This window comes from Mycobacterium sp. (assembly GCF_046330795.1).
Classification (GTDB): domain Bacteria; phylum Actinomycetota; class Actinomycetes; order Mycobacteriales; family Mycobacteriaceae; genus Mycobacterium.
Genome location: NZ_JAXLSA010000001.1, coordinates 158,941 through 184,562, shown reverse-complemented (window position 1 = coordinate 184,562; position 25,622 = coordinate 158,941). Strand labels below are relative to the sequence as shown.

25 protein-coding genes and 1 pseudogene are annotated in these 25,622 nt (G+C 68.5%); 12 read left to right on the top strand and 14 right to left on the bottom strand.

What is annotated here, in order from left to right; translation table 11 throughout:
* Window positions 1–17 precede the first annotated feature (17 nt).
* Window positions 18–1,376, bottom strand: a complete 1,359-nt coding sequence (gene pafA / locus U0R18_RS00930; RefSeq protein ID WP_526365026.1) for a Pup--protein ligase — start codon at window positions 1,374–1,376, stop codon at window positions 18–20.
* A gap of 164 nt (window positions 1,377–1,540) precedes the next feature.
* Here pafA and U0R18_RS00925 point away from each other — a divergent pair, with 164 nt between their 5' ends.
* From U0R18_RS00925 to U0R18_RS00915, 3 genes are all read left to right on the top strand, one after another.
* Window positions 1,541–2,752, top strand: coding sequence for an acyl-CoA dehydrogenase family protein (locus U0R18_RS00925; RefSeq protein WP_526365024.1), 1,212 nt, complete (start codon window positions 1,541–1,543; stop codon window positions 2,750–2,752).
* Window positions 2,753–2,819: 67 nt separating this feature from the next.
* The gene (locus tag U0R18_RS00920; protein WP_526365022.1) at window positions 2,820–3,110 is read left to right on the top strand and encodes a DUF7162 family protein; all 291 of its coding nucleotides are present in this window, start codon (window positions 2,820–2,822) and stop codon (window positions 3,108–3,110) included.
* A complete protein-coding gene (locus tag U0R18_RS00915; protein WP_526365020.1) occupies window positions 3,092–4,789 on the top strand; it encodes an alpha/beta hydrolase in 1,698 nt (565 codons plus the stop codon). The genes U0R18_RS00920 and U0R18_RS00915 overlap by 19 nt, the downstream gene beginning before the upstream one ends.
* Window positions 4,790–4,859: 70 nt before the next feature.
* Here U0R18_RS00915 and U0R18_RS00910 read toward each other — a convergent pair whose 3' ends face one another.
* The 9 genes and pseudogenes from U0R18_RS00910 to U0R18_RS00870 all read right to left on the bottom strand — a co-directional run bounded on the left by U0R18_RS00910 (window position 4,860) and on the right by U0R18_RS00870 (window position 13,710).
* Window positions 4,860–6,263 carry a DASS family sodium-coupled anion symporter gene (locus U0R18_RS00910; protein ID WP_526365018.1) on the bottom strand — a complete coding sequence of 468 codons (1,404 nt, stop codon included), beginning with the start codon at window positions 6,261–6,263 and terminating at the stop codon, window positions 4,860–4,862.
* Window positions 6,264–7,013 carry a succinate dehydrogenase/fumarate reductase iron-sulfur subunit gene (locus U0R18_RS00905; RefSeq protein ID WP_526365016.1) on the bottom strand — a complete coding sequence of 250 codons (750 nt, stop codon included), beginning with the start codon at window positions 7,011–7,013 and terminating at the stop codon, window positions 6,264–6,266.
* Window positions 7,010–8,926, bottom strand: a complete 1,917-nt coding sequence (locus tag U0R18_RS00900; RefSeq protein ID WP_526365014.1) for a fumarate reductase/succinate dehydrogenase flavoprotein subunit — start codon at window positions 8,924–8,926, stop codon at window positions 7,010–7,012. The genes U0R18_RS00905 and U0R18_RS00900 overlap by 4 nt, the downstream gene beginning before the upstream one ends.
* A complete protein-coding gene (locus U0R18_RS00895) occupies window positions 8,923–9,636 on the bottom strand; it encodes a succinate dehydrogenase cytochrome b subunit (RefSeq protein WP_526367337.1) in 714 nt (237 codons plus the stop codon). Before U0R18_RS00895 ends, U0R18_RS00900 begins: the two co-directional genes overlap by 4 nt.
* 122 nt (window positions 9,637–9,758) lie before the next feature.
* Window positions 9,759–10,490, bottom strand: coding sequence for a proteasome subunit alpha (gene prcA, locus U0R18_RS00890; protein ID WP_526365012.1), 732 nt, complete (start codon window positions 10,488–10,490; stop codon window positions 9,759–9,761).
* A complete protein-coding gene (prcB, locus tag U0R18_RS00885) occupies window positions 10,487–11,344 on the bottom strand; it encodes a proteasome subunit beta (protein ID WP_526365010.1) in 858 nt (285 codons plus the stop codon). The genes prcA and prcB overlap by 4 nt, the downstream gene beginning before the upstream one ends.
* The gene (locus U0R18_RS00880) at window positions 11,341–11,535 is read right to left on the bottom strand and encodes a ubiquitin-like protein Pup (RefSeq protein ID WP_526365008.1); all 195 of its coding nucleotides are present in this window, start codon (window positions 11,533–11,535) and stop codon (window positions 11,341–11,343) included. The genes prcB and U0R18_RS00880 overlap by 4 nt, the downstream gene beginning before the upstream one ends.
* A gap of 91 nt (window positions 11,536–11,626) precedes the next feature.
* Window positions 11,627–13,135 carry a depupylase/deamidase Dop gene (gene dop, locus U0R18_RS00875; RefSeq protein WP_526365006.1) on the bottom strand — a complete coding sequence of 503 codons (1,509 nt, stop codon included), beginning with the start codon at window positions 13,133–13,135 and terminating at the stop codon, window positions 11,627–11,629.
* A gap of 9 nt (window positions 13,136–13,144) precedes the next feature.
* Window positions 13,145–13,710 (bottom strand): annotated as a pseudogene (locus U0R18_RS00870) (hypothetical protein).
* A gap of 102 nt (window positions 13,711–13,812) precedes the next feature.
* Between U0R18_RS00870 and U0R18_RS00865 the strand changes: the two are divergent.
* The 4 genes from U0R18_RS00865 (at window position 13,813) to U0R18_RS00850 (ending at window position 17,811) form a co-directional block, all read left to right on the top strand.
* On the top strand, window positions 13,813–15,042 hold the full coding sequence (locus U0R18_RS00865) for a metal-dependent hydrolase family protein (RefSeq protein ID WP_526365004.1): 1,230 nt from the start codon (window positions 13,813–13,815) through the stop codon (window positions 15,040–15,042).
* Window positions 15,043–15,069: 27 nt separating this feature from the next.
* Window positions 15,070–16,212, top strand: a complete 1,143-nt coding sequence (locus U0R18_RS00860; protein ID WP_526365002.1) for a hypothetical protein — start codon at window positions 15,070–15,072, stop codon at window positions 16,210–16,212.
* Entirely contained in the window at window positions 16,209–17,363 is a 1,155-nt protein-coding gene (locus U0R18_RS00855; protein ID WP_526365000.1) for a hypothetical protein, read from the top strand. The genes U0R18_RS00860 and U0R18_RS00855 overlap by 4 nt, the downstream gene beginning before the upstream one ends.
* A gap of 157 nt (window positions 17,364–17,520) precedes the next feature.
* Window positions 17,521–17,811 carry a DUF732 domain-containing protein gene (locus U0R18_RS00850; protein WP_526364998.1) on the top strand — a complete coding sequence of 97 codons (291 nt, stop codon included), beginning with the start codon at window positions 17,521–17,523 and terminating at the stop codon, window positions 17,809–17,811.
* 7 nt (window positions 17,812–17,818) lie between these two features.
* Here U0R18_RS00850 and arc read toward each other — a convergent pair whose 3' ends face one another.
* Window positions 17,819–19,651: a proteasome ATPase gene (gene arc, locus U0R18_RS00845; protein WP_526364996.1), complete on the bottom strand. Its 1,833-nt coding sequence runs from the start codon at window positions 19,649–19,651 to the stop codon at window positions 17,819–17,821.
* A 146-nt stretch (window positions 19,652–19,797) separates the two neighbouring features.
* Between arc and U0R18_RS00840 the strand changes: the two genes are divergently transcribed.
* Genes U0R18_RS00840 through U0R18_RS00830 form a run of 3 tightly spaced genes read left to right on the top strand, consistent with a single transcriptional unit; the run spans window position 19,798 to window position 21,212 of the window.
* Window positions 19,798–20,307 carry an MTB12 family secreted protein gene (locus U0R18_RS00840; protein ID WP_526364994.1) on the top strand — a complete coding sequence of 170 codons (510 nt, stop codon included), beginning with the start codon at window positions 19,798–19,800 and terminating at the stop codon, window positions 20,305–20,307.
* A gap of 12 nt (window positions 20,308–20,319) precedes the next feature.
* A complete protein-coding gene (lppK, locus tag U0R18_RS00835) occupies window positions 20,320–20,916 on the top strand; it encodes a lipoprotein LppK (protein ID WP_526364992.1) in 597 nt (198 codons plus the stop codon).
* A 2-nt stretch (window positions 20,917–20,918) separates the two neighbouring features.
* Window positions 20,919–21,212: a DUF503 domain-containing protein gene (locus U0R18_RS00830; RefSeq protein WP_526364990.1), complete on the top strand. Its 294-nt coding sequence runs from the start codon at window positions 20,919–20,921 to the stop codon at window positions 21,210–21,212.
* Window positions 21,213–21,304: 92 nt separating this feature from the next.
* On the opposite strand, the gene U0R18_RS00825 is transcribed toward U0R18_RS00830, so the two are convergent.
* Complete coding sequence (locus U0R18_RS00825) at window positions 21,305–22,132, bottom strand: class I SAM-dependent methyltransferase (protein ID WP_526364988.1); 828 nt, start codon at window positions 22,130–22,132, stop codon at window positions 21,305–21,307.
* Between the two features lie 49 nt (window positions 22,133–22,181).
* On the opposite strand from U0R18_RS00825, the gene U0R18_RS00820 reads away from it, so the two are divergent.
* Both U0R18_RS00820 and U0R18_RS00815 read left to right on the top strand, forming a co-directional pair.
* Window positions 22,182–22,994, top strand: coding sequence for a RecB family exonuclease (locus U0R18_RS00820; RefSeq protein ID WP_526364986.1), 813 nt, complete (start codon window positions 22,182–22,184; stop codon window positions 22,992–22,994).
* Window positions 22,991–23,764, top strand: a complete 774-nt coding sequence (locus U0R18_RS00815) for an acyl-CoA thioesterase domain-containing protein (RefSeq protein WP_526364984.1) — start codon at window positions 22,991–22,993, stop codon at window positions 23,762–23,764. Before U0R18_RS00820 ends, U0R18_RS00815 begins: the two co-directional genes overlap by 4 nt.
* Before the next feature lie 4 nt (window positions 23,765–23,768).
* Here the strand turns inward: U0R18_RS00815 and U0R18_RS00810 are convergent, their stop codons facing one another.
* Both U0R18_RS00810 and U0R18_RS00805 read right to left on the bottom strand, forming a co-directional pair.
* On the bottom strand, window positions 23,769–25,139 hold the full coding sequence (locus U0R18_RS00810; protein WP_526364982.1) for an FAD-containing oxidoreductase: 1,371 nt from the start codon (window positions 25,137–25,139) through the stop codon (window positions 23,769–23,771).
* Window positions 25,140–25,619, bottom strand: coding sequence for a glycine zipper 2TM domain-containing protein (locus tag U0R18_RS00805; protein ID WP_526364980.1), 480 nt, complete (start codon window positions 25,617–25,619; stop codon window positions 25,140–25,142). It abuts the gene before it with no gap.
* Window positions 25,620–25,622 lie beyond the last annotated feature (3 nt).

Sequence of the window (25,622 nt, the reverse complement as noted above, 5' to 3'; positions counted from 1 at the left end):
GCGAGAAGACTCCAGTCCTACATCGAGGCGATGAGCCGCTTGACCCGTTCGTCGACCGACCGGAAGGGGTCCTTGCACAACACCGTGCGCTGCGCCTGATCGTTGAGCTTGAGGTGCACCCAGTCGACGGTGAAGTCGCGGCCGGCTTCCTGTGCGGCCGTGATGAATTCGCCGCGCAGCTTGGCCCGGGTCGTCTGGGGCGGCGTGTCGACCGCCGCCTCGATCTCCTCGTCGGTGGTGATCCGCATGGCCAGCCCCTTGCGCTGCAGCAGATCGAACACGCCGCGGCCACGTTTGATGTCGTGGTAGGCCAGATCGAGTTGCGCGATCTTCGGGTCGGACAGCTCCATGCTGTAGCGGTCCTGGTAGCGCTGGAACAATTTGCGCTTGATCACCCAGTCGATCTCGGTGTCGACCTTGGCGAAGTCCTGGCTCTCGACGGCGTCGAGCTGGCGGCCCCACAGATCGACCACCTGGTCGATCTGGGTGTTGGGTTCACGGCTGGCCAGATACTCCACCGCGCGCGCGTAGTACTCGCGCTGGATGTCGAGCGCGCTGGCCTGCCGGCCGCCGGCCAGGCGAACCGGGCGCTTACCGGTCAGGTCGTGGCTGACCTCTCGGATGGCCCGGATCGGGTTGTCCAGCGAGAAGTCCCGGAACGGCACGCCGGCCTCGATCATCTCCAGCACCAGCGAGGCGGTGCCCACCTTGAGCATGGTGGTGGCCTCGCACATGTTCGAGTCGCCGACGATGACGTGCAGCCGGCGGTACTTCTCGGCGTCGGCGTGCGGCTCGTCGCGCGTGTTGATGATCGGCCGGGACCGGGTGGTGGCGCTCGAGACGCCCTCCCAGATGTGCTCGGCGCGCTGGGACAGGCAGAACGTGGCGGCCTTCGGGGTCTGCAGCACCTTGCCGGCGCCGCAGATCAGCTGGCGGGTGACCAGGAACGGCAACAGCACATCGGAGATGCGGGAGAACTCCCCCGCGCGGACGATCAGGTAGTTCTCGTGGCAGCCGTAGGAGTTGCCGGCCGAGTCGGTGTTGTTCTTGAACAGATAGATGTCGCCGCCGATGCCCTCGTCCGCCAACCGCTGTTCGGCATCGATCAGCAGATCCTCGAGAACCCGCTCGCCGGCCCGGTCGTGGGTGACCAACTGGAGCAGGTTGTCGCACTCCGCGGTGGCGTACTCCGGGTGGCTTCCGACGTCGAGATAGAGGCGTGCACCGTTTCGCAGGAAAACGTTGGAGCTGCGCCCCCACGACACCACCCGGCGGAACAGATAGCGCGCCACCTCGTCCGGCGACAACCGTCGGTGACCGTGGAAGGTGCAGGTCACACCGAATTCCGTCTCGATGCCCATGATTCGTCGCTGCACGACTCCGAGACTACTTGCTGGGGGTTGATGTGGGTGTGCAAGTGCCGCCGCCGTGAAACGCGCCACTTCTTACTCCAGGGTAAGAACGGCGGTGTAAATTTCTTTGCTCAGTGGGCCCAGCCGCTTCCCGGCCCCTACATTCCACGACCCGAGAGGAACCCGCCGTGACGTTCTCCCTGGAACTCTCCGATGACGTCGTCGCCGTCCGGGACTGGGTGCATGAGTTCGCCGTCGACGTGGTGCGCCCGGCTGCCGCCGAGTGGGACGAGCGCGAGGAAACGCCCTGGCCGGTCATCCAGGAGGCCGCCAAGTGCGGGCTGTACTCGATGGAGATGATGGCCACCCAGGCCGCCGAGCCGACCGGGCTGGGCATCCTCGTCGTCTTCGAGGAGATGTTCTGGGGTGACGCGGGCATCGGGCTGTCCATCATGGGCACCGCCCTGGCCGCCGCTTCGCTGACCTCCAACGGCACCCCCGAGCAGATCGGCGAGTGGCTGCCCCAGATGTTCGGCACGCCGGAGGAGCCGCTGCTGGGTTCGTTCTGTTCGTCCGAACCGGGCGCCGGATCCGACGTCGGCGCGATCCTGACCCGGGCCCGCTACGACGAGGCGACCGACGAATGGGTCATCAACGGCACCAAGACCTGGGCCACCAACGGCGGCATCGCCAACGTGCACATCGTCGTCGCCTCGGTGTATCCCGAGCTTGGGTCACGGGGTCAGGCCACCTTCATCATCCCGCCGAACACGCCCGGGTTCAGCCAGGGCCAGAAGTTCAAGAAGCACGGCATCCGGGCGTCGCACACCGCCGAGGTGGTGCTCTCCGACGTCCGCCTGCCGGGCCGGATGATCGTCGGTGGCCGGGAGAAGTTCGAAGAGCGGATGGCCCGCATCCGGTCCGGGCAGCGCACCGCCGGCCAGGCGGCCATGAAGACCTTCGAGCGCACCCGGCCCGGTGTCGGGGCCATGGCGATCGGGGTGGCCCGTGCGGCCTACGAGTACGCGCTGGAGTACGCCCAGGAGCGTGAGCAGTTCGGTCGCCGCATCGGCGACTTCCAGGCCATCGGGTTCAAGCTGGCCGACATGAGATCCCGCATCGACGCCGCCCGGCTGCTGGTGTGGCGCGCGGGCTGGATGGCGCGCAACAACGTTCCGTTCACGGCCGCCGAGGGGTCGATGGCCAAGCTGGCCGCCAGCGAGGCCGCTGTCCACGTCACCGACGAGGCCATCCAGATCCTCGGCGGCAACGGCTACACCCGGGATTTCCCGGTGGAACGCTGGCACCGCGACGCCAAGATCTTCACGATCTTCGAGGGCACCAGCGAGATCCAGCGCCTGGTGATGGCCCGCACCATCACCGGACTGCCGCTCAAGTAGCGCCGGCCCCCGGGGGGCCTGTGGATAACGGTCGGCATCCGGTGGCGGTCCGGTGTCAGCATGCGGCATGGACAAAGCCACCGTTGATCTGAATCTCTTGCGCGCCACCGCCGACCGCGTGCAGCGCAGCGCCGACGCACTCGGCCTGCTGCGCATGCCCGAACTCAACAGCGCCGACCTGCCCGGCTCGCAGGTCGCCGACGTAATGGGATCGGCGAAGCTGGCGGACTACTTCGAAGTGGTCATCATCGCGCTGGAGGACTGGGCGCTGGTCGCCCGCCGGTCGGCCGACGCCTTCGAGGCCGCCGACCGGGACGCTGCCCTCAGCATCGGCGAAACATGGTCCGCCCCACGTTGAGTCAGGCCCGCGGCTGGCGCGCGGAGGCGTTGCGCGAACTCGCCGACGCCTGGGATGCCGCCGCCGGCCGGTTGCAGTCGACGCTCGATCAAGTCGGCGCCGCGCCGAACGGGCAGGGGTCGACCCTGGCGGCCGCAACCGAGAAGTGGGATGCCATCACCAGATCGGCCACCGGCTCGGCACGCACGCTGGTGGGAGCGGCGGTGGTCGCGCGCGGCGGGGCCGACTCGATCGGAGCGGCACGGGAACGGGTTGTGCGCGTGGTCGAGTCGGCCGAGCGGTTGGGGTTTCACGTCCGCGACGACGGCACCACCACTGCTCCGGCCCAGGGACCCGAGCTGTTGCCGCTGCTGACCGGACCCGCCGCCTCCGAGCTGTTGTCCTGTCGCGCAACCGAACTCACCGTCGTCATCGGGACCGCACTCGACGAACTCGGGACCGCCGACGCCGATCTGGCGCACAAGCTGTCAGCGGCGTTCGGGTCCGGTGGAGGCACCGCCACCATGACCCGGCCCGCCGGGGTGAGCACTGCCGGCGGCGTCGTCGCCGGTTGGCCGACGATGGCGCAGGACCGGATCACCGAACAGATCTCGGCGATGACACCCGAGCAGCGCCGACTGCTGATCACCGGCGCACCGCAGCAGGTCGGCAACACCGATGGAGTGCCGTGGGAGCTCAGGGTCGCGGCCAACCGGATCAACATCACCGATGCGATCCTGGCGGAGCGTCGCACGGTCGATCGTCCGGTGGAGGACAAGATCCGGGCGGTGGTCGCCGAGCGCTATGGCGCGCGCTGGGACCGCATCAGCCTGGAACGGGCCCGGCAGTCCATTGCCGCGGACCCCACCCGGCGGGCCGCCGCGGTCGCCGACCACGACCGAATAGCCAACCGGCGCATCACTTTCTACCAGGGATTGCTGGCCGATGCGCCCGATCCGGTGACCGGCGCCGCCCGGCCGCGGCAGATCCTGGCGTTCGATCCCCAGCGCGCCGAGCTGGTGGAGCTCACCGGCGATCTGAACACCGCATCGAGCGTCGGGGTGCTGGTGCCCGGACACGGCACCACCATCCTGGACTCCGCGAAGAACACCGAGACGGTGCGCCGGTTCGTCGCGGCCGGCGGCGGTGACGTTGCGATGATCACCTACCTGGGTGGGCCGTTCCCCACCGGCGGCCTGTGGAACGCGGCCAACCCGGCCTACGCGGAGCAGATGGCGCCGCGGCTGGTGGCGTTCAGCGAGGACGTCGACCGCACCGTGGACAGGGTCGGGGCCGCCACCGGACGGTCGATAGCGGTGACCTACCTGGGGCATTCCTATGGCGGTTCGATCCTGGGCACAGCCGAGCGGGAGGGCCTCACGGCCGACCGCACGGTGTACGTGGAAGCCGCCGGGGCGGGCGTCGGCGTGTTCCGGCCGTCGGATTGGCACAACCGCAACCCGGGCGTGCAGCGGTACTCGATGACTGCCCCGCTGGACCCGATCGAGCTGTTCCAGGGGCTACCGCTGGGCCCCCACGGCGCCGACCCCGATCAGATGCCCGGCGTGGTGCGCCTGGCCACCGGTCGGCGGTCGGACGGTTCGGCGATGGCCGGGCTGCCCGCGCACGGCGATGTGCTCGACGAACCCTCCGACGCCTGGCATCGGTTGTTGGAGGTGATCACCGGCCGCCACCACTGACGCCGAAACGTACGAATTGGCGGGAAAGTCCGACAGAAACGCACCAAATCGTCGAACTCGGCACGTGCGCTCACCAGATGCCGATGAGTTTCATCCAGCCGCCGCCGATCACCGTCCAGATCGCGATGTTGACGATGCTGATCGCGAATCCGATCCGGAACAGCTCGGGCGTCTTGACATACCCCGAGCCGTAGATCACACCGGCGGGCCCCGAGGAGTAGTGCGCCAGTCCGCCGAACAGGTTTCCGATGAAACCGAACACCAGCGCGGCGAACAACGGCGGGGCCCCGGTGGTGATGGCGGCGCCGACGAAGACCGCGTACATCGCGACGATGTGCGCGGTGTTGGACGCGAACAGGTAGTGCGAATAGAAGTACACCAGCGTCAGGATCGCGAAGGCCGCCAGCCAGTGCAGCGAATCCACCGATCCGGCAACCGAATCCCCGATCCAGCCGATCACCCCGAGGGCGTTGAGCTCGGCTGCCATCCCGACCAGCACGCCGAAGAACACCAGCGTGCTCCATGCGGATGTGTTGTCCGCCAGGTCCTTCCATCCGAGCACGCCGGTGACGAGCAGGATGGCGATCCCGGTGAACGCCGCCGTGGTGGCATCGACCCCCAATTCGTCGCCCAGACACCACAGCACGAGCAGCAGTACGAACGTGCCGACCATGATCCACTCCTTGGCCGACATCGGGCCGGCCTCGCGCAGTTGGTCACGCGCCAGCTGCGGCGCCTCGGGAGTCTTGGTGACGGTGGGCGGATAGATCTTCGACATCACCCACGGGATGGCGATCAGGCTGACAATGCCGGGCACCACTGCCGCCAATGCCCATCTGCCCCAGGAGATCTCGATGCCCAGCTTACCCGCGGCCTCCTGCGCCACCGGGTTGCCCGCCATCGCGGTCAGGAACATCGCCGAGGTCACGGTGTTGACCTGCAGCGCGGTCAGGGTCAGATAGGCGCCCAGCCGCTTGCGCGATTCCTCCGGCTCGGGATAGGACTCCTCGAGTTGGTTCAGCGACGCGACGACGGGATAGACGACGCCACCACAGCGGGCGGTGTTCGACGGTGTGGCGGGTGCGAGGATCAGGTCGGTCAGCGCCATGCCGTACGACAGGCCCAGGGTCGAGCGGCCCAGCCGGGTGACGAACAGCAGTGCGATGCGCCGGCCCAGCCCGGTCAGCAGGAACCCCTCGGCGATGAAGAATGCGGCCACGATCAGCCACACGGTCGAGTTGGCGAATCCGGCCAGTGCTTTCGCGGGTGTCTCGGTCCTGGTGAGCATCGCCACGGCCATCCCGATCAGCGCGACCGAACCGGTCGGCAATGGCTGCAGGATCAGTGCCAGGATGGTGCCCAGGAAGATGCCGAGCATTCGCATCCCGGTGGGCTCGACGCCGTCGGGTACGGGCAGGAGGTAGACGATCACCGCCACCAGGATCGGGATCCCGCCCCGCCACAGGTATTTCATCTAGTCCGCCCTCCCCCGCAGCCTGGCCCGCAACGCTTCACGATTGACCGCGGCGACCGCCGTCATCGGGATGCTCTCCGGGCACACGTCCGCGCATTCGCCGTAGCTCGAGCACGGACCGAAGTCCTGCTCCATCTGCCCCACAATGCTTTTCGCGCGGCGGCTGCGTTCCAGCCGGCCCCGGGTCACGGTGCCCAGGTGCAGCAGTTTGGCCCCGGCGAACAAGTGCGCGGCCCCGTTCGGACAGGCTGCCACACAGGCACCGCACCCGATGCACGCCGCGAAGTCCAGCGCGTACTCGGCGTCGTCCTTGGGCAGCGGCTCGGCGTCGGCATCGGCCGCCGTCCCGGCATCGACGGCGATGTGCCCGCCCGCGGCGATGATCCGGTCCAGCGCGGAGCGGTCCACCACCAGGTCACGCACCACCGGATACGCCGCCGACCGGAACGGCTCCAGCCGGATATGTGCGCCGTCGCTGAAGGACCGGACGTGCTGACGGCACGACGGAGTGTTGGGCACCGGCCCGTGCGGGCGGCCGTCCACCGTGATCCCGCACGATCCGCACACGCCCTCGCGGCAGTCCGAGTCGAACGCGACGGGATCCCGGCCCTGCGCGACGAGGGAGTCGTTGAGCCGGTCGAGCAGTTCCAGCAGCGACATCTCCGGGGTGGCGTCGTCGATCACGTGGTGCTCGTAGCGACCCGGGGACGCGCCGTCGGCCTGCCGCCAGATCTCCAGGGTGAGCTTCATTTGTAGTTCCTGGTAGCCAGTGGGACGGCGGTGAAGGACAACGGCTCCTCGTGCCGCACCGGTGTTCCGTCGGCACCGTGTTCCCACGCCGAGACGAAGCACCAGCGCTCGTCGTCGCGCAGCGCCTCCCCGTCGGCGGTCTGGTGTTCGACGCGAAAATGGGCGCCGCAGGACTCGTCGCGGTCCAGGGCGTCGACACACATCAGTCGCGCCAGACCCAGGAAATCGGCCACCCGCCCGGCCTTTTCGAGCTCCTGGTTGAACTGCGATCCGGTTCCGGCGACCCGGAGGTCCGACCAGAAGTCGTCGGTCAGGGAATCGATCTCGGCAATCGCCGCGGTCAGGCCCTGCGCCGAGCGGGACACCCCGCAACCGCGGTACAGGATGTCGCCGAGCCGGCGGTGGAACCGGTCGGGCCCTTGGGTTCCGCCGATCGACAGCAACTTGTCCACCCGCGCCCGGACGTCGCCGAGGGTGGCCGTCACCGACGGATCATCCGGACCCGGCGGTTGGGTGCCCAGCAGCCCGGCCAGGTAGTTCGGCACCGAGAGCGGCAGTGTGAACCAACCGTCCACGCACGCCGACAACAACGAGTTGGCCCCCAGCCGGTTGGCCCCGTGATAGCCCCATCCCGCCTCACCGGCAACGAAAAGCCCTGGGATGGAGGTCATCTGATCGAAGTCGCTCCAGAGTCCGCCCATCGAGAAGTGCGCGCCCGGCGCGATCCGCATCGGCACGCGGTAGGGATCCTCCCCCGTCGCGTCGGTATACATCTCGAACAGGTTGCCGTACCGCTCTTTGATGACGGCCCGGCCGAGGCGGGCCAGTGCATCACGGAAGTCCAGGTACACACTGTTCTTCAGCGGTCCGACGCCGTGGCCGGATTCGATCTGGGCACGCGCAGCGCGCGACGAGACGTCCCGCGGCGACAGGTTCCCGAACGCCGGATACATCCGCTCGAGGTAGTAGTCCCGCTCGGACTCGGGTATGTCGTTGGGGTTGCGGTCATCCCCGGGCCGCACCGGCACCCAGATCCGGCCGTCGTTGCGCAGTGATTCGCTCATCAGGATCGTCTTGGACTGCCACTCGGAGTTCACCGGCAGCGCCGTGGGATGGAACTGGATGAATGCGGGCGACGCGAACAGGGCACCGCGCAGATGGGCCCGCCACGTCGCGGAGGCGTTCGAGTTGCGCGCCAGCGTGGACCGGAAGAACACGTTGCCGTAGCCGCCCGTGGCGAGCACCACCGCGTGCCCGGTGGTGGCGCCGACCTCGCCGGTGACCAGATCCCGCGTCACCACTCCCACGGCGCGGCCGTCGGCGACGATGACGTCGAGCATCTCGCTGCGGGTGTGCAGGTTCACCGACCCGGCCCGGACTTGGCGCAGCAGTGCCTGACTGGCCGCGACCTGCAACTGCTGTCCGGTCTGGCCGCGGGTGTAGTAGGTCCGCGACACCTGCACCCCACCGAACGAGCGGGTGGCCAGGCTGCCGCCGTATTCGCGGGCGAACGGGGCGCCGATGGCGTTCATGTGGTCGATCACCCGCGACGATTCGGCCGCCAGCCGGTAGCAGTCGGCCTCCCGGCCCCGGAAATCGCCACCCTTGACGGTGTCCTTGACGAACCTGGCGACGCTGTCGTTGTCGACCTTGCGCCCGCGGGCGGCGTTGATGCCGCCCTGCGCGGCGACGCTGTGCGCCCGGCGCGGCGCGTCGTGGAAGGTGAAACATTCGACGCGATAGCCGAGTTCACCGAGGGCGGCGGCGCAACCCGCCCCCGCCAGCCCGGTGCCGACGACGAGCACCGTGAACTTTCGCCGGTTCAGCGGGCTGACCAGTCGGTAGTCCAGCAGGCGGCGTTCCCAGGCGCTGGCCGGGTCGCCCGCGGGGACACCGCTGCGCAGCTCACTCATTTGACCAGCCCCGTCCACACCGCGAGAGGGATCGTCATGTTGCCCACCATGACGGCCATCGCCAGCATGCCGCCGAAGGCCGCGCACACCTGTCGGATGCGCCGCCCGGTGACCCCCAGATCCTGCACGGCCGTCCACAGGCCGTGCCCCAGGTGCGCACCGAGCACCGCCATCGCCAGCAGGTAGAAGATCGCCACCGCCGGCCGGGAGAAACTGGCGACCAGGTTGGCGTAGGCATGGCCGGGGACGAACTCCGCGCTGCCGGCGGGCCGCGCGCCCACGGTGAGGTCCAGGATGTGAAAGACGATGAACAGCAACAACACCAGACCCGAGACGAGCATGGTGCGCGCGGTGAACGAGCTGAAGCGCCGCATGCCCTTTCGTCGGAACCGACCGCGCGCCCGGTGTGCCCGTGCCGTCAACACCACCGCCGCGCCCACATGTCCGATGAGGCAGACCGACAACACGACGCGGAAGATCCACAGCGCACCCTCGTAGGGCAGCAAGGGCTCGAGCAGGGTGCGCAGCCAGTGCGCATAGGCGTCGAAGTGCTCGGCGCCGGTGTAGACCTTCAGGTTGCCGACCATGTGCACCGTGACGAACAACGCGAACACGATGCCGGTGAGCGCCATGACGAGTTTGAGGGTCACCGACGACGGTTGCCGGCGCAGCTGCCAGCGGCCGTGGGGGTTGGCCGGCCGGCGGGGCACCTCGTGTCCGGCGTCTGCGGCGTCGGCTGCATCGACGGTGGACGTCACTGGGCTCACCCCCTCGGGTTGCGCCCTAGAAACTACTCCGTGTCGTAGATGTCCGCAGGGAATTCAGCCGCAGTTCACTCCGATGCGGGTTCAGCAGCCTGATCCTGTTGGGGCAGAAGAGCTTCCAACGCCGCCCCGGTGATCCGCCGGAAGGCCCGGCGCGGCCGGTTGGCGTCCAGGATCGCCACTTCGAGCGTCGACGGGCCCAGGATTCGCTGCTCGCCGTTGGAACCGCCGGCCTGCAGCGCCGAGACCGCAATGCGGACCGCATCGCCGAGCTCGGCGTTCTCCGAGTACGAATCCTTCAGCGCCGCCGCGATCGGTTCGGTGGTGCCGCCCATGACCACGAAGTGCGGCTCGTCGGCGATGGAACCGTCGTAGGTGATCCGGTACAGCTCGGGCGCCTTGGACTCGCCGTAGTGTGCGACCTCGGCGACGCAGAGCTCGACCTCATAGGGCTTGGCCTGCTCGGTGAAGATGGTGCCCAGGGTGTTGGCGTAGACGTTGGCCAGCTGCCGGCCGGTGACGTCGCGCCGGTCGTAGGCGTACCCCCGGGTGTCGGCGAACTGGATGCCGCCGCGGCGAAGATTGTCGAACTCGTTGAACCGGCCGACGGCGGCGAAGCCGACGCGGTCGTAGAGTTCGCTGACCTTCTGCAGGGAGCGCGACGGGTTCTCCGCCACGAACAGCACGCCACCGGCGTAGGCCAGCACCACGACGCTGCGTCCGCGGGCGATGCCCTTGCGCGCCAGCTCGCTGCGTTCGCGCATCGCCTGTTCGGGCGAGATGAAGTACGGGAAGCTCATGAGTCACCCCGCGGCGCGGCGTTGACGGCCGCGGTGTCGTCGGGCCCGAAAGTGTCATTGCGCGAACGGCTTTCGATCACCTCGCGGGCCAGCTGAGCGATCTTGTCCTCGGGGACGTCCTCGGCGCCCTCGGCGCCGATGGTGACCGCCGTCGGGTAGATGCCGCGCACCAGGTCCGGTCCGCCGGTGGCCGAATCGTCGTCGGCCGCGTCGTAGAGCGCCTCGATGGCCACCCGCAGTGCCGAATCGACATCGGTGACCCGGGCATACAGCTTCTTCATCGAGGACTTCGCGAACAGCGAGCCCGAGCCCACCGACTGGAAGCCCTCGACCTCGATGTGCGTCCCACCGGCCGCGTCGAACGACACGATCCGGCCCGCGCCGATGGGATCGGGATCGTCGAGGTCGTAACCCACCAGCAACGGCAACGCGATGAAACCCTGCAGGGCCGCGGCCAGGTTACCGCGCACCATGGTGGCCAGTCGGTTGACCTTGCCCTTGAAGCTCAGCGGCACGCCCTCGAGCTTCTCGTAATGCTCGAGTTCGACGGCGTAGAGCCGGGCGAACTCGACGGCGATGGCCGCGGTACCCGCGATACCGGTGGCCGTGTAGTCGTCGGTGATGTACACCTTCTGCACGTCACGGCTGGCGATCATGTTGCCCTGGGTGGCTCGCCGGTCCCCCGCGATCAGCACTCCACCGGGGTATTTCAGCGCGACGATCGTGGTTCCGTGCGGCAATTGATCACCCGGCGCCGGGACGCCCGGGCCACCAGAACCGGCCGGCAGGAGGTGCGGTGCGTTACGGCGCAGGTGATCGGAGAACGAAGAACGGTCGGTCTGGGGCCAGGTCACTGGCCGCCCTTTTGGACGTATGCCCGCACGAAGTCCTCGGCGTTCTCCTCGAGCACATCGTCGATCTCGTCCAGCAGGTCGTCGGTGTCCTCGGTGAGCTTCTCGCGACGCTCCTGACCCGCGGCGGTGCTGGATGTGACGTCGTCGTCATCGCCGCCGCCACCACCGCGCTTGGTCTGCTCCTGAGCCATCGCCGCCTCCTGTATGACTGAAGTTCTTCCACCCTACCGGCAGGGGGTCGGATTGCCGGGTATCACCGAGTCAGCCGAACCCCGGCCGGAACTAATTGGTGAGCTGGTCCACCAGCTCCACGGCGCTGTCGACGGAGTCCAGCAGGGCCCCGACGTGGGCTTTGCTGCCGCGCAGCGGCTCGAGAGTGGGAATGCGGACCAGTGAATCGCCACCCAGATCGAAGATCACCGAATCCCAGCTTGCCGCCGCGATATCGGCGCCGAACCGCCGCAGGCACTCACCGCGGAAGTAGGCCCGGGTGTCGGTCGGCGGGTTCTCGACGGCGTCGATGACCTGTTGCTCGGTGGTCAGCCGCTTCATCGAACCCCGGGCCACCAGCCGGTTGTACAGCCCCTTGTCCAGGCGCACATCGGAGTACTGCAGATCGACGAGATGCAGCCGCGGGGCGTTCCAGCTCAGGTTCTCGCGCTGCCGGAAGCCCTCGAGCAGGCGCAGCTTGGCCGGCCAGTCCAGCAGCTCGGCGCATTCCATCGGGTCCCGCTCGAGCAGATCGAGGATCCGCGCCCAGGTCTCGACGACGTCGTTGGCCCGCGGGTCGGGATCGCGGCTGTCGAGCAGCTTGGCCACCCGGTCGAGGTAGATCCGTTGCAGCGCAAGGGCGGTCAGCTCCCGACCATCGGCCAGTGCGACCGTGGCCCGCAGGCTGGGGTCACGGCTGATGACGTGGACGGCGTGCACGGGACGGGCCAGCGCCAGATCGGAGAGGTCCAGTCCGAGCTGGGGTCCGTCCTCGATGAGGTCGAGCACCAGCGACGTGGTGCCCACCTTGAGGTAGGTCGACGTCTCGGCGAGGTTGGCGTCCCCGATGATGACGTGCAGCCGGCGGTACTTGTCGGCGTCGGCGTGCGGCTCGTCGCGGGTGTTGATGATGCCGCGCTTGAGCGTGGTCTCCAGGCCGACCTCGACCTCGATGTAGTCGGCCCGCTGGGACAGCTGGAATCCCGGATCGTCGCCGGAGGGCCCGATCCCCACCCGGCCGGAACCCGTGACCACCTGACGCGACACCATGAACGGCGTCAGCCCCGAGATGACCGCCGAGAACGGGGTCTGGCGGCTCATCAGGTAGTTCTCGTGGGACCCGTACGAGGCGCCCTTGCCGTCGACGTTGTTCTTGTACAGCTGCAGCTTGGCCGCCCCCGGCACCGAGGCCACGTGCCGCGCCGCGGCTTCCATCACCCGTTCGCCGGCCTTGTCCCAGATGACCGCGTCCAGCGGGTCGGTGACCTCGGGGGCCGAGTACTCGGGGTGGGCGTGGTCGACGTAGAGGCGCGCGCCGTTGGTCAGGATCATGTTGGCAGCGCCGACCTCATCGGCGTCGACGATGGGCGGGGGGCCCGACGACCGGCTCAGGTCGAATCCACGGGCATCACGCAGGGGCGACTCGACCTCGTAGTCCCAGCGGGTGCGCTTGGCGCGCTGGATGCCGGCGGCCGCGGCATAGGCCAGCACGGCCTGCGTGGAGGTCAGGATCGGGTTCGCGGTGGGGTCGGACGGCGAGGAGATGCCGTACTCCACCTCGGTGCCGATGATCCGTTGCATCCCGTCAGCCTAGTCACCCCGGGGCAGCGCCATCAGCGCAGCCAGCATGAAGCACAGCGCGCCGACGAACGTGCCGACGTTGGCCAGCCATTCGTCCGCGGTCACCCCGGTCCTGCGGACGAACGCCCCCACCGCGGACACACCGAACGCGACGGAGCCCGCCATGTTGATCCACGCCGGACACCAGTCGCGCAGCAGTGTCGCCGTTCCACGCGCCCAGATCAGCAGCGCCGCGACGGAGATGGCGCTGCTGAGCAAGAACAACACCGATCCCAGTGCGTCGGGCGTCCACATGAACCGGCGTTCGGCCGGAACCCGGTGCGCCCAGACCGCCGTGGCCGTGCTGACGTTGAACAACACCGTGCCGATGAACTGCACGCGCGCGGCCAGCCGGTCCATCCCGTCCACGGACAGGCGCAGCTGGATGAGGGCGGCGCTGGTGAAGAACCAGGACCCGACGAAGCACACCACGTTGGTGGCGCCGCTCCGAAAACCGAGGCGAAGCCGGGGGCGGTGCCCGTGGCGAACAACGCCGCACCGATCGCGAACAGCCAGCACTGCAGTCGCAGGGTCATCGACAGCAGAGGCTAACAGTCCGCGTCCCGGCATGGCGCCAACCGATTTCACTGTCGATCCGATTGCGCGGGAACGCTTCGAGTGGTGAAGTGGTCGGCGTTATGAGCAGCTTGTTCCTGCACAACGCCATCCTGATCGACGGCACCGGCGCCGCCCCGCTCGCCGATGCCGGCGTGGTGATCACCGACGGCAAATTCGCGGCCGTGGGCCCGGCAGCCGGGTTGACCGTCCCGCCGGAGGCCGTGCGAGTGGACCTCGGCGGCAACACCGTGTGTCCGGGGTTCTTCGACTGCCACGTGCATTTCGCCCTGCCGGGCACCAAGGGCAGCCCCATCCAGATCGCCCTCGATCCGCCGTCCTACGGCTACTTCCAGTTGATCGACCGGCTGCGGGTCACGCTGCAGAACGGGGTGACCACCGCTCGGGACATGATGGGCATCGACGTCGGCGTGCGAAAAGCGGTCGCCGACGGGCTGATCGAGGGCCCGCGGCTGCTGGTGGCCCAGAACATGTTGAGCCAGACCGGCGGTCACGCTGATTTCCACCTGCCGTCGGGAATCGACCTGGGCCCTTTCATCGGCGCGTACCTGGTCGACACGGTCGACGCCGCCCGGACCCGGGCCCGTCAGCTACTGCGCAACGGGGTGGACGTGTTGAAGGTCGCGTCCAGTGGCGGGGTCTCCTCCCCCAACGACGATCCGACCTGGCTCGGTATGCGCCGCAAGATGATTGCCGCGATCGTCGAGGAGGGCCGCAATTACGGTGGCCGGCCGGTGGCCGCGCATGCCATCGGCTATGCGGGGATCCGGGCCGCGGTCGAAGCCCAGGTGCACAGCATCGAGCACGGTTACGCCCTCGACGACGACCTGCGACATCAGATGGTGTCCCAGGGGACCTTCCTGGTGCCGACCCTGCTCGAGACGATGGCCCCGGTGACCGCTACCCCCGAGGCCGCCGCCAAGAGCGCCAAATGGCATGCCGTGGCCCACGATTCGATCGCCGCCTCGGCGGCCGCCGGGGTGCGGATCGCGGTGGGCACCGACGCGGGACTGTCGCCCGACCACGGCACCAACCTCAAGGAGCTGGGCCTGCTGACGAAGTTCGGCGGCCTGACCCCGATGCAGTCGATCGTGGCGGCCACCCGGACGTCGGCCGAGTTGTGCGGTGTCGACGACCGGCTGGGGACCGTCGAGGTCGGCAAGCTCGCCGACGCGGTGGTGGTGCGCGGCAACCCGCTGTCCGACGTCGACGGCCTCGGCACTCCCGAGAACATCCTGATGGTGGTCAAGGACGGTGTTGCCGTGGGCAATCGGGGTGGCTTCACCATTTGATGCGCGCTGCGTGGTGAACTAGTCGGCGTGGCCAGCACCGACCACCGCCGCGACGCCGAGCGGTGGTTCCTCGCGAACGGACTGCCCGCCGTGCTGCGCCCGGGTGTCCTGGTGCGCGGGGTGTTACCGCGGTCGGCCCCCGCGCTGGCGGCCTTCGCCGTGTCCATGGCGTTCTCGATCGTGGTCGTCGGCGTCACCGGCAAGCACACCATCGCCATCGACGGCTCGCCGACGAGGACCGAATGGTTCGTGTTGGCCATGGTCACGTTGGTACTGCCGGTCGCGGTCGCGCTGGGCTGGGCGGTGTCCCGGATCGACGACGCCCGCCGCCGCACCGCGATCGCCATTGGCTCGCTCGTCGTCGCGGTGATCGGCGGGGTGCTCGGGGGTCCGAGTGCCCTGATCTTCGTGGACCTGGTGTTCGACGCCGTGGTGATCGCCGTGATACTCCTCTGCACCGCAACGGGTGTCGGTTCGGTCCTGGGCTGGGCGGCCCGGATGACGTTCGCCAATCTGGCGTCGATCGGCGATCTGCTGGTTCGCGCGCTGCCCGTGCTGCTGCTGACCATGCTGGTGTTCTTCAATTCGCCGGCCTGGGTGATGGCGGCCACCGTGGGCCGGGCCCGACTGTGGTTCGCGCTCGGCCTGCTGTACCTGATCGCCGTGGCGTTCCTGATGTCGAACACCTTCACCCGGGTCCGGTCCGTCGCGAACCAGGAGCGCGATCACTCCACCGGCGACGCCGATGAATTGGCCGGCACACCGTTCGAACATCTGCCGCGCCAACCGCAGCCGCTCACACTGTCGACGGCCGAACGCGCCAATGTCGCTTTCGTGCTGGCCCTTTCGCAGTTGGTGCAGGTGTTGACCGTGGCTGTCGTGACCGGAGCGATCTTCCTGGTGTTCGGCCTGATCCTGATCAGTCCCGAACTGTTGGACGCCTGGACGCACGGCTCCCCCTCGGACGGGCAGTTCCTCGGCATGACACTGCCCATCCCGAACGCGCTGATCCAGATCTCCCTATTCCTGACCGCTCTGACCTTCATGTACCTGGCCGCAAAAGCGGTGAGCGACAAGGAGTATCGCGAACGCTTCGTGGAGCCGCTGCTCGAGGACCTCCGACTGACACTGGTCGCGCGCGACCGCTATCGCATGGCCGTGGCCGCGTGACGGCCGACGATCGCACCGTCAACGACTGGTTCCTGCACCGCGGACTGCCGCTGGTGCTGACCCGACGAGTGCGCTCCCGGGCGCTGATCGAACGTTCGGCGCCGATGGTGGCGGGCCTGGGCGCGCTGACGGCGCTGACGATGCTGGCGGCGAACTGGACCGGGGCGCATCCCGATTACGGCTACATCGCCCGGCTGGCGGTGGTGGCGGCAGTGTTGGTCGCGGCACCGTTCGCCCTGCACCTCCTGCACGAGCGCGGCCTGGTGGCCAGTCGGCGGTCGACGGCACTGCTGGTGATGGCGATCTTCGTGGTGCTGCTGCCGGTGATCGCCTCGGGCTGGTCGGCGGCCACCGTTGCGGAGGCGCCGGCATTCGTCGCCGTGACCCTGCTCGCGGTCTGGTTCACGTACCTGGGTGTCGGCTCGATCCTGTTGTGGGCCTTCCGGTTCGCCTGGATCCAGCTCGGCGCCCTAGGCACGTTGATGAGCCGGGCCCTGCCGCTGCTGATGCTGACCGTGGTGGTGTACTTCACCGGCGAGCTCTGGCAGCTGGCCGCCCGGATGTCGCGTCAACGGCTATGGCAGACAATCGGATTCCTCGCCCTGGTGGCGCTGGTGTTCGTCATCACCACCATCCGCGACGAAGTGCGCGCCCTGCGCGACGACCGCTCCGCCCAGTCCGATCCGGCCACCTTGCTGGCCGGCACGCCGCTCGCGCCGCAGGCTGCCACGGACTGCCCGAAAACGGCCCTGTCACTGGGTGAACAGATCAACGTCGTCGCCGTGATGGTCCTCGCCCAGGCGATCCAGGTGGTGCTGTTCACCACCGGGCTGTTCGCCTTCTTCATGGCGCTGGGCATCATCGCGGTTCCCGACGACGTGACGGTGCTGTGGTCCAGTGAGCAGTCCTGCGCGGTCGGCGAACCTCCTTGTGCCGGAACATGGTTCGGCATTCATATCCCGGTGCCGCAGACCATGGTGCACACATCGCTGTTCGTCGCGGTGCTCTCGGGCCTGTACTTCACGGTGAGCACCAGCGTCGATCCGCTGTATCGCCAGCGGTTCTTCGAGCCGCTGATCGCCGACGTCGCGGTCAGCCTGGCCGGCCGGGATGCCTATCTGACATTGGAATCGCCGGCGGATAACCGCTGATCACCGCCCGTCGCCGGGCCGAAAATTACCGGATTTGGCAACGAGTCCAGCTACTCGGTCCTACACTGCGAAAACGCCGTGAACTTCCGGTAAAAACGCTGGTAGTGGCGCACTCGAAGTCGCATTCGCGAATACATCCGCACAAAGGAATCCGCACATGAAGAAGATCCTTCCCGCCGCGGCCGCCGCGGTGTTCGCCCTCGGCATCGGGTTCGCCGCCCCGGCGAGCGCCGACGAGGACGGCTACCTGACCGACCTGGCCAATCACGATTTCACCGGCCCCAGTCAGGAAGCGCTGACCCTGGGCTACCAGATCTGCACGGACATCCAGCACGGGGTGCCGCAGGACACCACCGTCGAAGCCATCTACAAGAACACCGGCGAGAGCATCGGCGCCGACGAGGCGAAGTTCATCTACGAATCCGCCTCGATCTACCTGTGCGGCTGAGCCACCGCTACAGGTACTGCCCCAGGTTCGACTCCGTGTCGATGGCCCGGCTGGCCGACGAGCTCTTGCCGGTGACCAGCGTGCGGATGTAGACGATCCGCTCGCCCTTCTTGCCCGAGATCCGGGCCCAGTCATCGGGATTGGTGGTGTTGGGCAGGTCCTCGTTCTCCGCGAACTCATCGACGATCGAGTCCAGCAGGTGCTGGATCCGCAGGCCGGGTTGACCGGTCTCGAGCACCGCCTTGATCGCGTTCTTCTTCGCACGGTCGACCACGTTCTGGATCATCGCGCCGGAGTTGAAGTCCTTGAAGTACATGACTTCCTTGTCACCATTGGCGTAGGTGACCTCCAGGAACCGGTTGTCGTCGATCTCGGCGTACATCCGGTCGACGACCTTCTCGATCATCGCCTTGACCGTCAGTCCCCGGTCCCCGGAGAACTCGGCCAGGTCGTCGACATGGATCGGCAGTTCCTCGGTGAGGTACTTGCTGAAGATGTCCTGCGCGGACTCGGCGTCGGGCCGCTCGATCTTGATCTTGACGTCCAGGCGGCCGGGCCGCAGGATCGCCGGGTCGATCATGTCCTCGCGGTTGGAGGCGCCGATGACGATGACGTTCTCCAGGCCCTCGACACCGTCGATCTCGCTGAGCAGCTGCGGCACGACCGTGGTCTCCACATCCGAGCTCACGCCGGTGCCGCGGGTGCGGAAGATCGAGTCCATCTCGTCGAAGAACACGATCACCGGGGTGCCCTCGGAGGCCTTCTCGCGGGCCCGCTGGAAGATCAGCCGGATGTGCCGCTCGGTCTCGCCGACGAACTTGTTGAGCAGCTCGGGGCCCTTGATGTTGAGGAAGTAGCTCTTGGCCTCGCGGGACTCCTCGCCGCGCAGTTCCGCCATCTTCTTGGCCAGCGAGTTGGCCACGGCCTTGGCGATCAGCGTCTTGCCGCAGCCGGGCGGCCCGTAGAGCAGCACACCCTTGGGTGGGCGCAGCGCATATTCCTTGTACAGGTCCTTGTGCAGGAACGGCAGCTCCACGGCGTCGCGGATCTGCTCGATCTGCCGGGTCAGCCCGCCGATGTCGTGGTAGCTGACATCGGGCACTTCCTCCAGCACCAGATCCTCGACCTCGGCCTTGGGGATGCGCTCGAAGGCGTAACCGGCCTTGGTGTCGACCAGCAGCGAATCACCGGGGCGCAGCTTGCGCGGCCGCTCGTCCTCCGACAGCGCCTCGAGAACCTCGGCCGGCAGGTCCTCGGCGGAGATCAGCGGCTCGGCGAGCCAGACGATGCGCTCCTCGTCGGCGTGCCCGACCACCAGTGCCCGGTGGCCGTCGGCCAGGACCTCGCGCAGCGTGCTGATCTCGCCGACGGACTCGAAGTTGCCGGCCTCCACCACGGTCAACGCCTCGTTGAGCCGGACCGTCTGGCCCTTCTTGAGGGTCTTGGTGTCGATGTTGGGCGAGCAGGTGAGCCGCATCTTGCGGCCGGAGGTGAAGACGTCGACGGTGTCGTCGTCGGCGACCCCGAGCAGCACACCGTAGCCGCTGGGCGGCTGCCCCAGCCGGTCGACCTCCTCGCGCAGCGCGAGCAGTTGCTGGCGCGCTTCTTTAAGAGTTTCCATCAGCTTGGCGTTTCGCGCGGCGAGCGAGTCGATGCGGGCTTCGAGCTGATGAACATCACGGGCGCTGCGGGCTCCACCGGGCGCCGAGCCGACCTCCTGGAGCTGCACGCGCAGGGCCGCCGCTTCGCGGCGCAACTGCTCGAGTTCAGCGGCGTCTTCGCTGGACATCTCAGGTTGGCGGGATGTTTCGAATCCGTCAGAACGCTCTGACCCACTCATGCTGCGCTCCTCTCCCACACCGGAAGTTGGTGCAGTAACAACGTCAACGCTACCGGCGATTCAACAATCGTGTGCGCTCTAGAAATCCGACACACGGGCGCCGCTGATAATCTTGAGAACATGTCGGGTCGATCGAAAGGACAGCCGTGACCCTGAACTCCCTAGCAAGAGGTATTGCGACCGTGGCCGGCGTGGCCGCCGTCGCCGGCGCCGTGACCGCGGGGCTGACCTCAGCTTCGGACGCCGTCGCGACGCGTTCTGTGCAGGTGCAGCCCGTGGTCTTCGGCGTCCCGATGCCGCTGGACCCGGCCGCCGATCTGCCCACGCCGGACCAGCTCTATGGCGTCCTGAACGGCCTGGCCAACCCGGGGGTGCCGTTTGCTTCGAAGTCCTACCTGGTCGAGGGTGGCATCGGCATCATCGAGGGTCGCGCCGCCGATTCGCTGATGCGTAGTGCCGCCGCCAAGGGCCAGCTGCCGCTGACGTTCAACGTGTCGGGCATCACGCCGGTGGGCCCGGGTGCTGCCACCGCGAGCGTCACCGCTTCCGGTCCCGCGACGCCCGCGCAGACGCAGAGCATCACCTTCGTCGACCAGGGCGGCTGGAAGCTCTCCCGCGCCTCGGCCACGCAGGTGCTGCAACTGTTCTCCGCCTAGCCCGGGTCTGCCTTGCCCCGGCCCAACGTCTCGACCCTGAGCGCCGCCACGATTGTGGCGGCGTTCTGGCTGTCGGGGTGTGGCCAGCAGGGCGGCGTCATCTCGGAATCGGTCACGCCGCCTCCCTCGACCTTGGCGTCCGCGGCGCCGAGCACACCCGGGGCGCCGCTGCCCGATCCGGTGACCCTGACCGACCTCCTGGGCCGGCTGGCCGACCCGGCGGTGCCCGGGGCCGAGAAGCTCCCCCTGGTGCAGGATGCCAGCGCCGCCGACGCCACCTCGCTGGAGAACTTCACGAAGGCGTTGCAGGACAACCACATGATCCCGTTGATCTTCACGGCCACCGGGCTGTCCTGGTCCGATCAGACACCGGGGAACGTGATTGCCACCGTGAGCGCCGCCGGGCCGGATCCCAAGGTGGGCGGGTTCACCTTCCCCATGGAGTTCACGCCGGCGGCCCCCGGGTGGCAGTTGTCGCGCAGAACGGCCGACATGCTGCTGGTGTTCGGCGACAGCCCCGGCACTCCGCCGGTGCCACCCGAACCACCTCCGCCACCGCCTCCGCCCCCCGCACCCATACCGCCCCCACCGCCCACGCCCCCGCGCTGACCATGTGGATCGGCTGGTTGGAGTTCGACCTGCTGCTCGGCGATGTGCACTCGCTGAAGGAGAAGCGCTCGGTGGTGCGGCCCATCGTGGCCGAGTTGCAGCGGCGCTTCGCCGTGTCGGCCGCCGAGACCGGCTCGCAGGATCTGCACCGCCGCGCCGGGATCGGGTTGGCGGTGGCCGGCGGGGACCGCGCGCACGTGGTCGAGGTTCTCGACGCGGCCGAACGGCTGGTCGCGGCCCGGCCCGAGATCGAACTGCTCTCCGCGCGCCGCGGACTGGCCAACAGCGAAGACTGACCCGTCCGGCCTCAGCGTCGACTCAGCCGTGGCTGCGACGATGTGCGAGTGGATTTTGCACTGGCCGCTGAGTCGATCACTCTCAGTTTGATCTACAGATGCTTCTTGCGCCGCAACGGAGTTGGGGCAACGGTGCCCTCCGCCAGCCGGCGCGCCGACACCAGGAAGGCCGTGTGTCCGCGCATGTTGTGCTGCGGACGCACGGACAGCCCGACGACGTCCCAGCCGCGCTGCAGCGTCTCCCAGGACCGCGGCTCGGTCCAGCACTGCTGCTCACGCAGGGCCTCGACCACCTTGGACAGCTGGGTGACGGTGGCGACGTAGACGATGAGAACACCGCCGGGGATGAGTGCCCGCTGCACCGCGGCGAGCACGTCCCACGGCGCGAGCATGTCCAGGACGATGCGGTCCACCTGCTCGCCCGCATAGTCGGCCAGATCGGCGATCACCAGATCCCAGTTGTCGGGCCGGCCCCCGAAAAAAGTGTCGACGTTGCGCCGGGCGTGCACGGCGTGGTCGTCGCGCAGTTCGTAGGAGATGACGCGGCCGGTCGGGCCGACGGCGCGCAGCAGCGAGCAGGTCAGCGCACCGGATCCCGCGCCGGCCTCGAGGACGCGGGCGCCGGGGAAGATGTCGCCGTCGTGCACGATCTGTGCGGCGTCCTTGGGGTAGATCACCTGGGCGCCGCGCGGCATCGACAGCACGTAGTCGATCAGCAACGGTCGCAGCACCAGGAACGGGTCGCCGTTGGTGGACGTGACGACACTGCCCTCGGGAAGGCCGATGACGTTGTCGGCGGCGACAGCGCCGCGGTGGGTGTGGAACTCGCCGCCCGGCTCGAGCACCATCGTGTAGTGCCTGCCCTTGGCGTCAGTGAGTTGCACGCGGTCTCCCACGGCGAACGGTCCGGTTGACGACACGGCGTTCAGCCTGCCATGTCCTGTCGGACCCGCTGCATACCCTCGACCCATGAGCCGTCCCGCCCTTTCGCCGTCGCGGGCCGCCGACTTCAAACAGTGCCCGCTGCTGTACCGGCTGCGCGCCATCGATCGGTTGCCCGAACCTCCGTCGGCCGCACAGCTGCGCGGTTCGGTGGTGCACGCCGCACTCGAGCAGCTCTATGCGCTGCCGGCGCCGTTGCGCGACCCGCAGACCGCCGTGTCCCTGGTGGGGCCGGCCTGGGATGTGGTGGTCGGCGAGGAGCCGGAACTGGTCGCCGCGTTCACCCCCGAACACCGGGACAAGCTGCTGACCGAGGCGCAGGCGCTGCTGACCGGCTACTACCGGCTCGAAGACCCCACCCGGTTCGACCCGCAGTCGTGTGAACAGCGCGTCGAGGTCGAGTTGGCCGATGGAACGCCGCTGCGCGGATTCGTCGACCGCATCGACGTCGCCCCCTCCGGCGCACTGCGGGTGGTCGACTACAAGACCGGCAAGGCCCCACCGGAGACCCGCGGCCTCGCCGAGGCCAAGGCGTTGTTCCAGATGAAGTTCTACGCCGTGGCGCTGTTGCGCTCCCGCGGGGTGATGCCGGCGCGGCTGCGGCTGATCTATCTGGCCGACGGGGCGCTGCTGGATTACAGCCCCGAGCTCGACGAGCTGACCCGGTTCGAGCGGATCCTGCAGGCCATCTGGCAGGCCATCCAAAAGGCCGGTGCCACAGGCGATTTCCGTGCTACGCCGTCGCGGATGTGCAACTGGTGCTCGCACCAGGCGCTGTGCCCGGCGTTCGGCGGGACCCCGCCGGTGTACCCGGGATGGCCCGAGCAGCTGGCGTCATGACGGACTGCTACTACCGCCGGCTCGGGAAGTACGAGTACGCGTCGACGGACTTCACCCGCAGCAACTGGACCCCGGAGATCCAGCACGGCTCTCCCCCGTTGGCCCTGTTGACCCGTGCCATCGAGGACGAGCTCGCCGGCTCCGGGCTGCGGATCGGCCGCCTGACCCTGGACATCCTGGGCGCCATCCCGGTGGCGCCGCTGCACGTGCAGACCCGGGTGCCGCGCCCGGGTAAGCGGATCGCGCTGTTGACCTCGGAGCTCGCCGCGGTCGGCGACACCCGGCCGGTGGCCCGGGTGACCGCGTGGGCGCTCGCGCCGTCCGACACGGCCGCGGTCGCCACCGACCGGTATCCGCCGCTGGTGGAGGTTCCGCCGACGCCCGCTCCGGCGTTCTGGTGGGACGCCCCGGGCTATCTGGAGTCCGTCGACTTTCGCAACCAGCCCGACGACGCCGGGGCACGGGTGGTGTGGATGACCCCGCGGGCGGGCCTGATCGACGACGAGCCGACGACGGCGCTGCAGCGCCTGACCATGGTGGTCGACTCGGCCAACGGCGTTGGCGCCGTGCTGGATCCGTCGACGTTCGCGTTCATGAACACCGACACGGTGTTGCACCTCCATCGGTTGCCCACCGGGCAGGATTTCGCGGTGCGCGCCCGCGCCTCGATCGGCCCGGACGGCCTCGGGGTCACCACCGCCGAGGTGTTCGACCGCGACGGGTTCATCGGGACGTCGGCGCAGACGCTGCTGGTGCAGCCGGTCGGCTGACCGGTCACTCCAGCGGCCGCAGTTCCTGCAGCATCGTCGGCACCAGCTCGCTGACCGTGGGGTGGATGTGCATGGTGCGGGAGATCGCCGTGTAGGGCAGCTTGGCGGTCATGACGTCCAGGATGCAGTGGATCACCTCGTCGCCGCCGACGCCGAGGATGGCCGCACCGAGGATCTCCCTCGTTTCGGCGTCCACCACCACCTTCATGAAGCCCTGCGTCTCGCCCTTCTCCACGGCGCGGCCGACGCGGGTCATCGGCCGCTTGCCCACCAACGCTTTTCGGCCCGACCGGCGGACCTCGTCCTCGGTCATGCCCGCCCGGCCCAGCGGCGGGTCGATGTAGAGCGCGTAGGTGGTGATGCGGTCGGACACCCGGCGGGGATCGTCGTCGAGCAGGTTGGCCGCCACGATCTCGAAGTCGTTGTAGGACGTGTGCGTGAACGCGCCCTTGCCGTTGCAGTCCCCCATTGCCCAGACGCCCTCGGCGGTGGTGCGCAACTGGTCGTCGACGATGATGTGGCCGCGATGATCGACCTGCACCCCGGCGGCCTCCAGCCCGAGGTCGTCGGTGTTGGGCCGCCGGCCGGTGGCCACCAACAGCCGCGTGCCGATAACCGGCTCGGCGCCGTCGCGGGGCTGTAACGCAAAACCGTTGTCGCGTTTGGTGATCCGCATGGCCGTCGCATCGAGAATCACCGTGATGCCCTCGGCCTCCAGAATGTCCTTGATCGCCGCCGAGACGTCCTCGTCCTCCCGGGAGGTCAACCGCGCGCCCTTCTCGACGACGGTGACCCGAGCGCCGAATCGGCGGTACATCTGGGCGAATTCCAGCGCGATGTAACTGCCGCCGACGATGACGAGATGTTCTGGGACGGTGTCGAGTTCGAGGATGCCCACGTTGGTGAGGTAGTCGACGTCGGCCAGGCCGGGGATGTCCGGGACGACGGCCCGGCCGCCGACGTTGAGGAAGATGTGGTCGGCCGCCAGGAGCCGGCCGTCGACCGACAGGGTCTTGGGACCGACGAACCGGGCGTGCCCGCGCAGCAGGGTGGCGCCGGGCATGCCGGTGATCCAGTCCTCGACGCCGTGGCGGTCGTCGTGCACTATGGTGTCCTTGCGCGCCCTGACCTTCGCCATGTCAACGGTCACCGGCCCGGTCTGCACCCCGAAGTCGGCGCCGCGGCGGGCCACATGCGCGGCATGCGCGCTGGCGACCAGGGTCTTGGTGGGGATGCAGCCGTAGTTGACACAGGTGCCGCCGACCAGTTTGCGTTCGATGACGGCGACGGTCATCCCCGCGTCGGTCAGCCTGCCGGCCAGCGGTGGGCCGGCCTGTCCCGCCCCGACGATGATCGCGTCGAAGCGCTCGCTCATCTACAGCGCGGCGGTCAGGGCGACGACGGCCAGCCCGCCGACGACGGCGACGACGTCCTCGGTGATGGCGACCGGAAGGTCGATCCCGTGATGGTCGGAGAGCCGGCGGCGCAGTTCGTAGCCGACGATGGTGCCGACGGCGGCGCCGATCAGCGCCGCACCCAGACCGCCCCACCGGTACCCCCAGGCGGTGCCCAGCGCGGCGCCGGCGAATCCGCCGGTGATCAGGCGGGCGATGAACTGCATCGGCACGGTGCGACTCGGCGACTTGGGCAGTTGATCGGTGATCAGCTCACCCAGGGCCAGCACGGTGAGGATCGCGACGGTGATCGGGTGGCCCAGCCACTGCACCCAGGTGCCGTCGAGGTTGATCCAGTGCAACATGGCGGCCCAGGCCACCACGGCAGGAGCGGTCAGGGCCCGCAGGCCGGCGACCGCGCCGATCAGGCCGGCCAGCACCAGAACGAGGAAGTGCGTCACAAC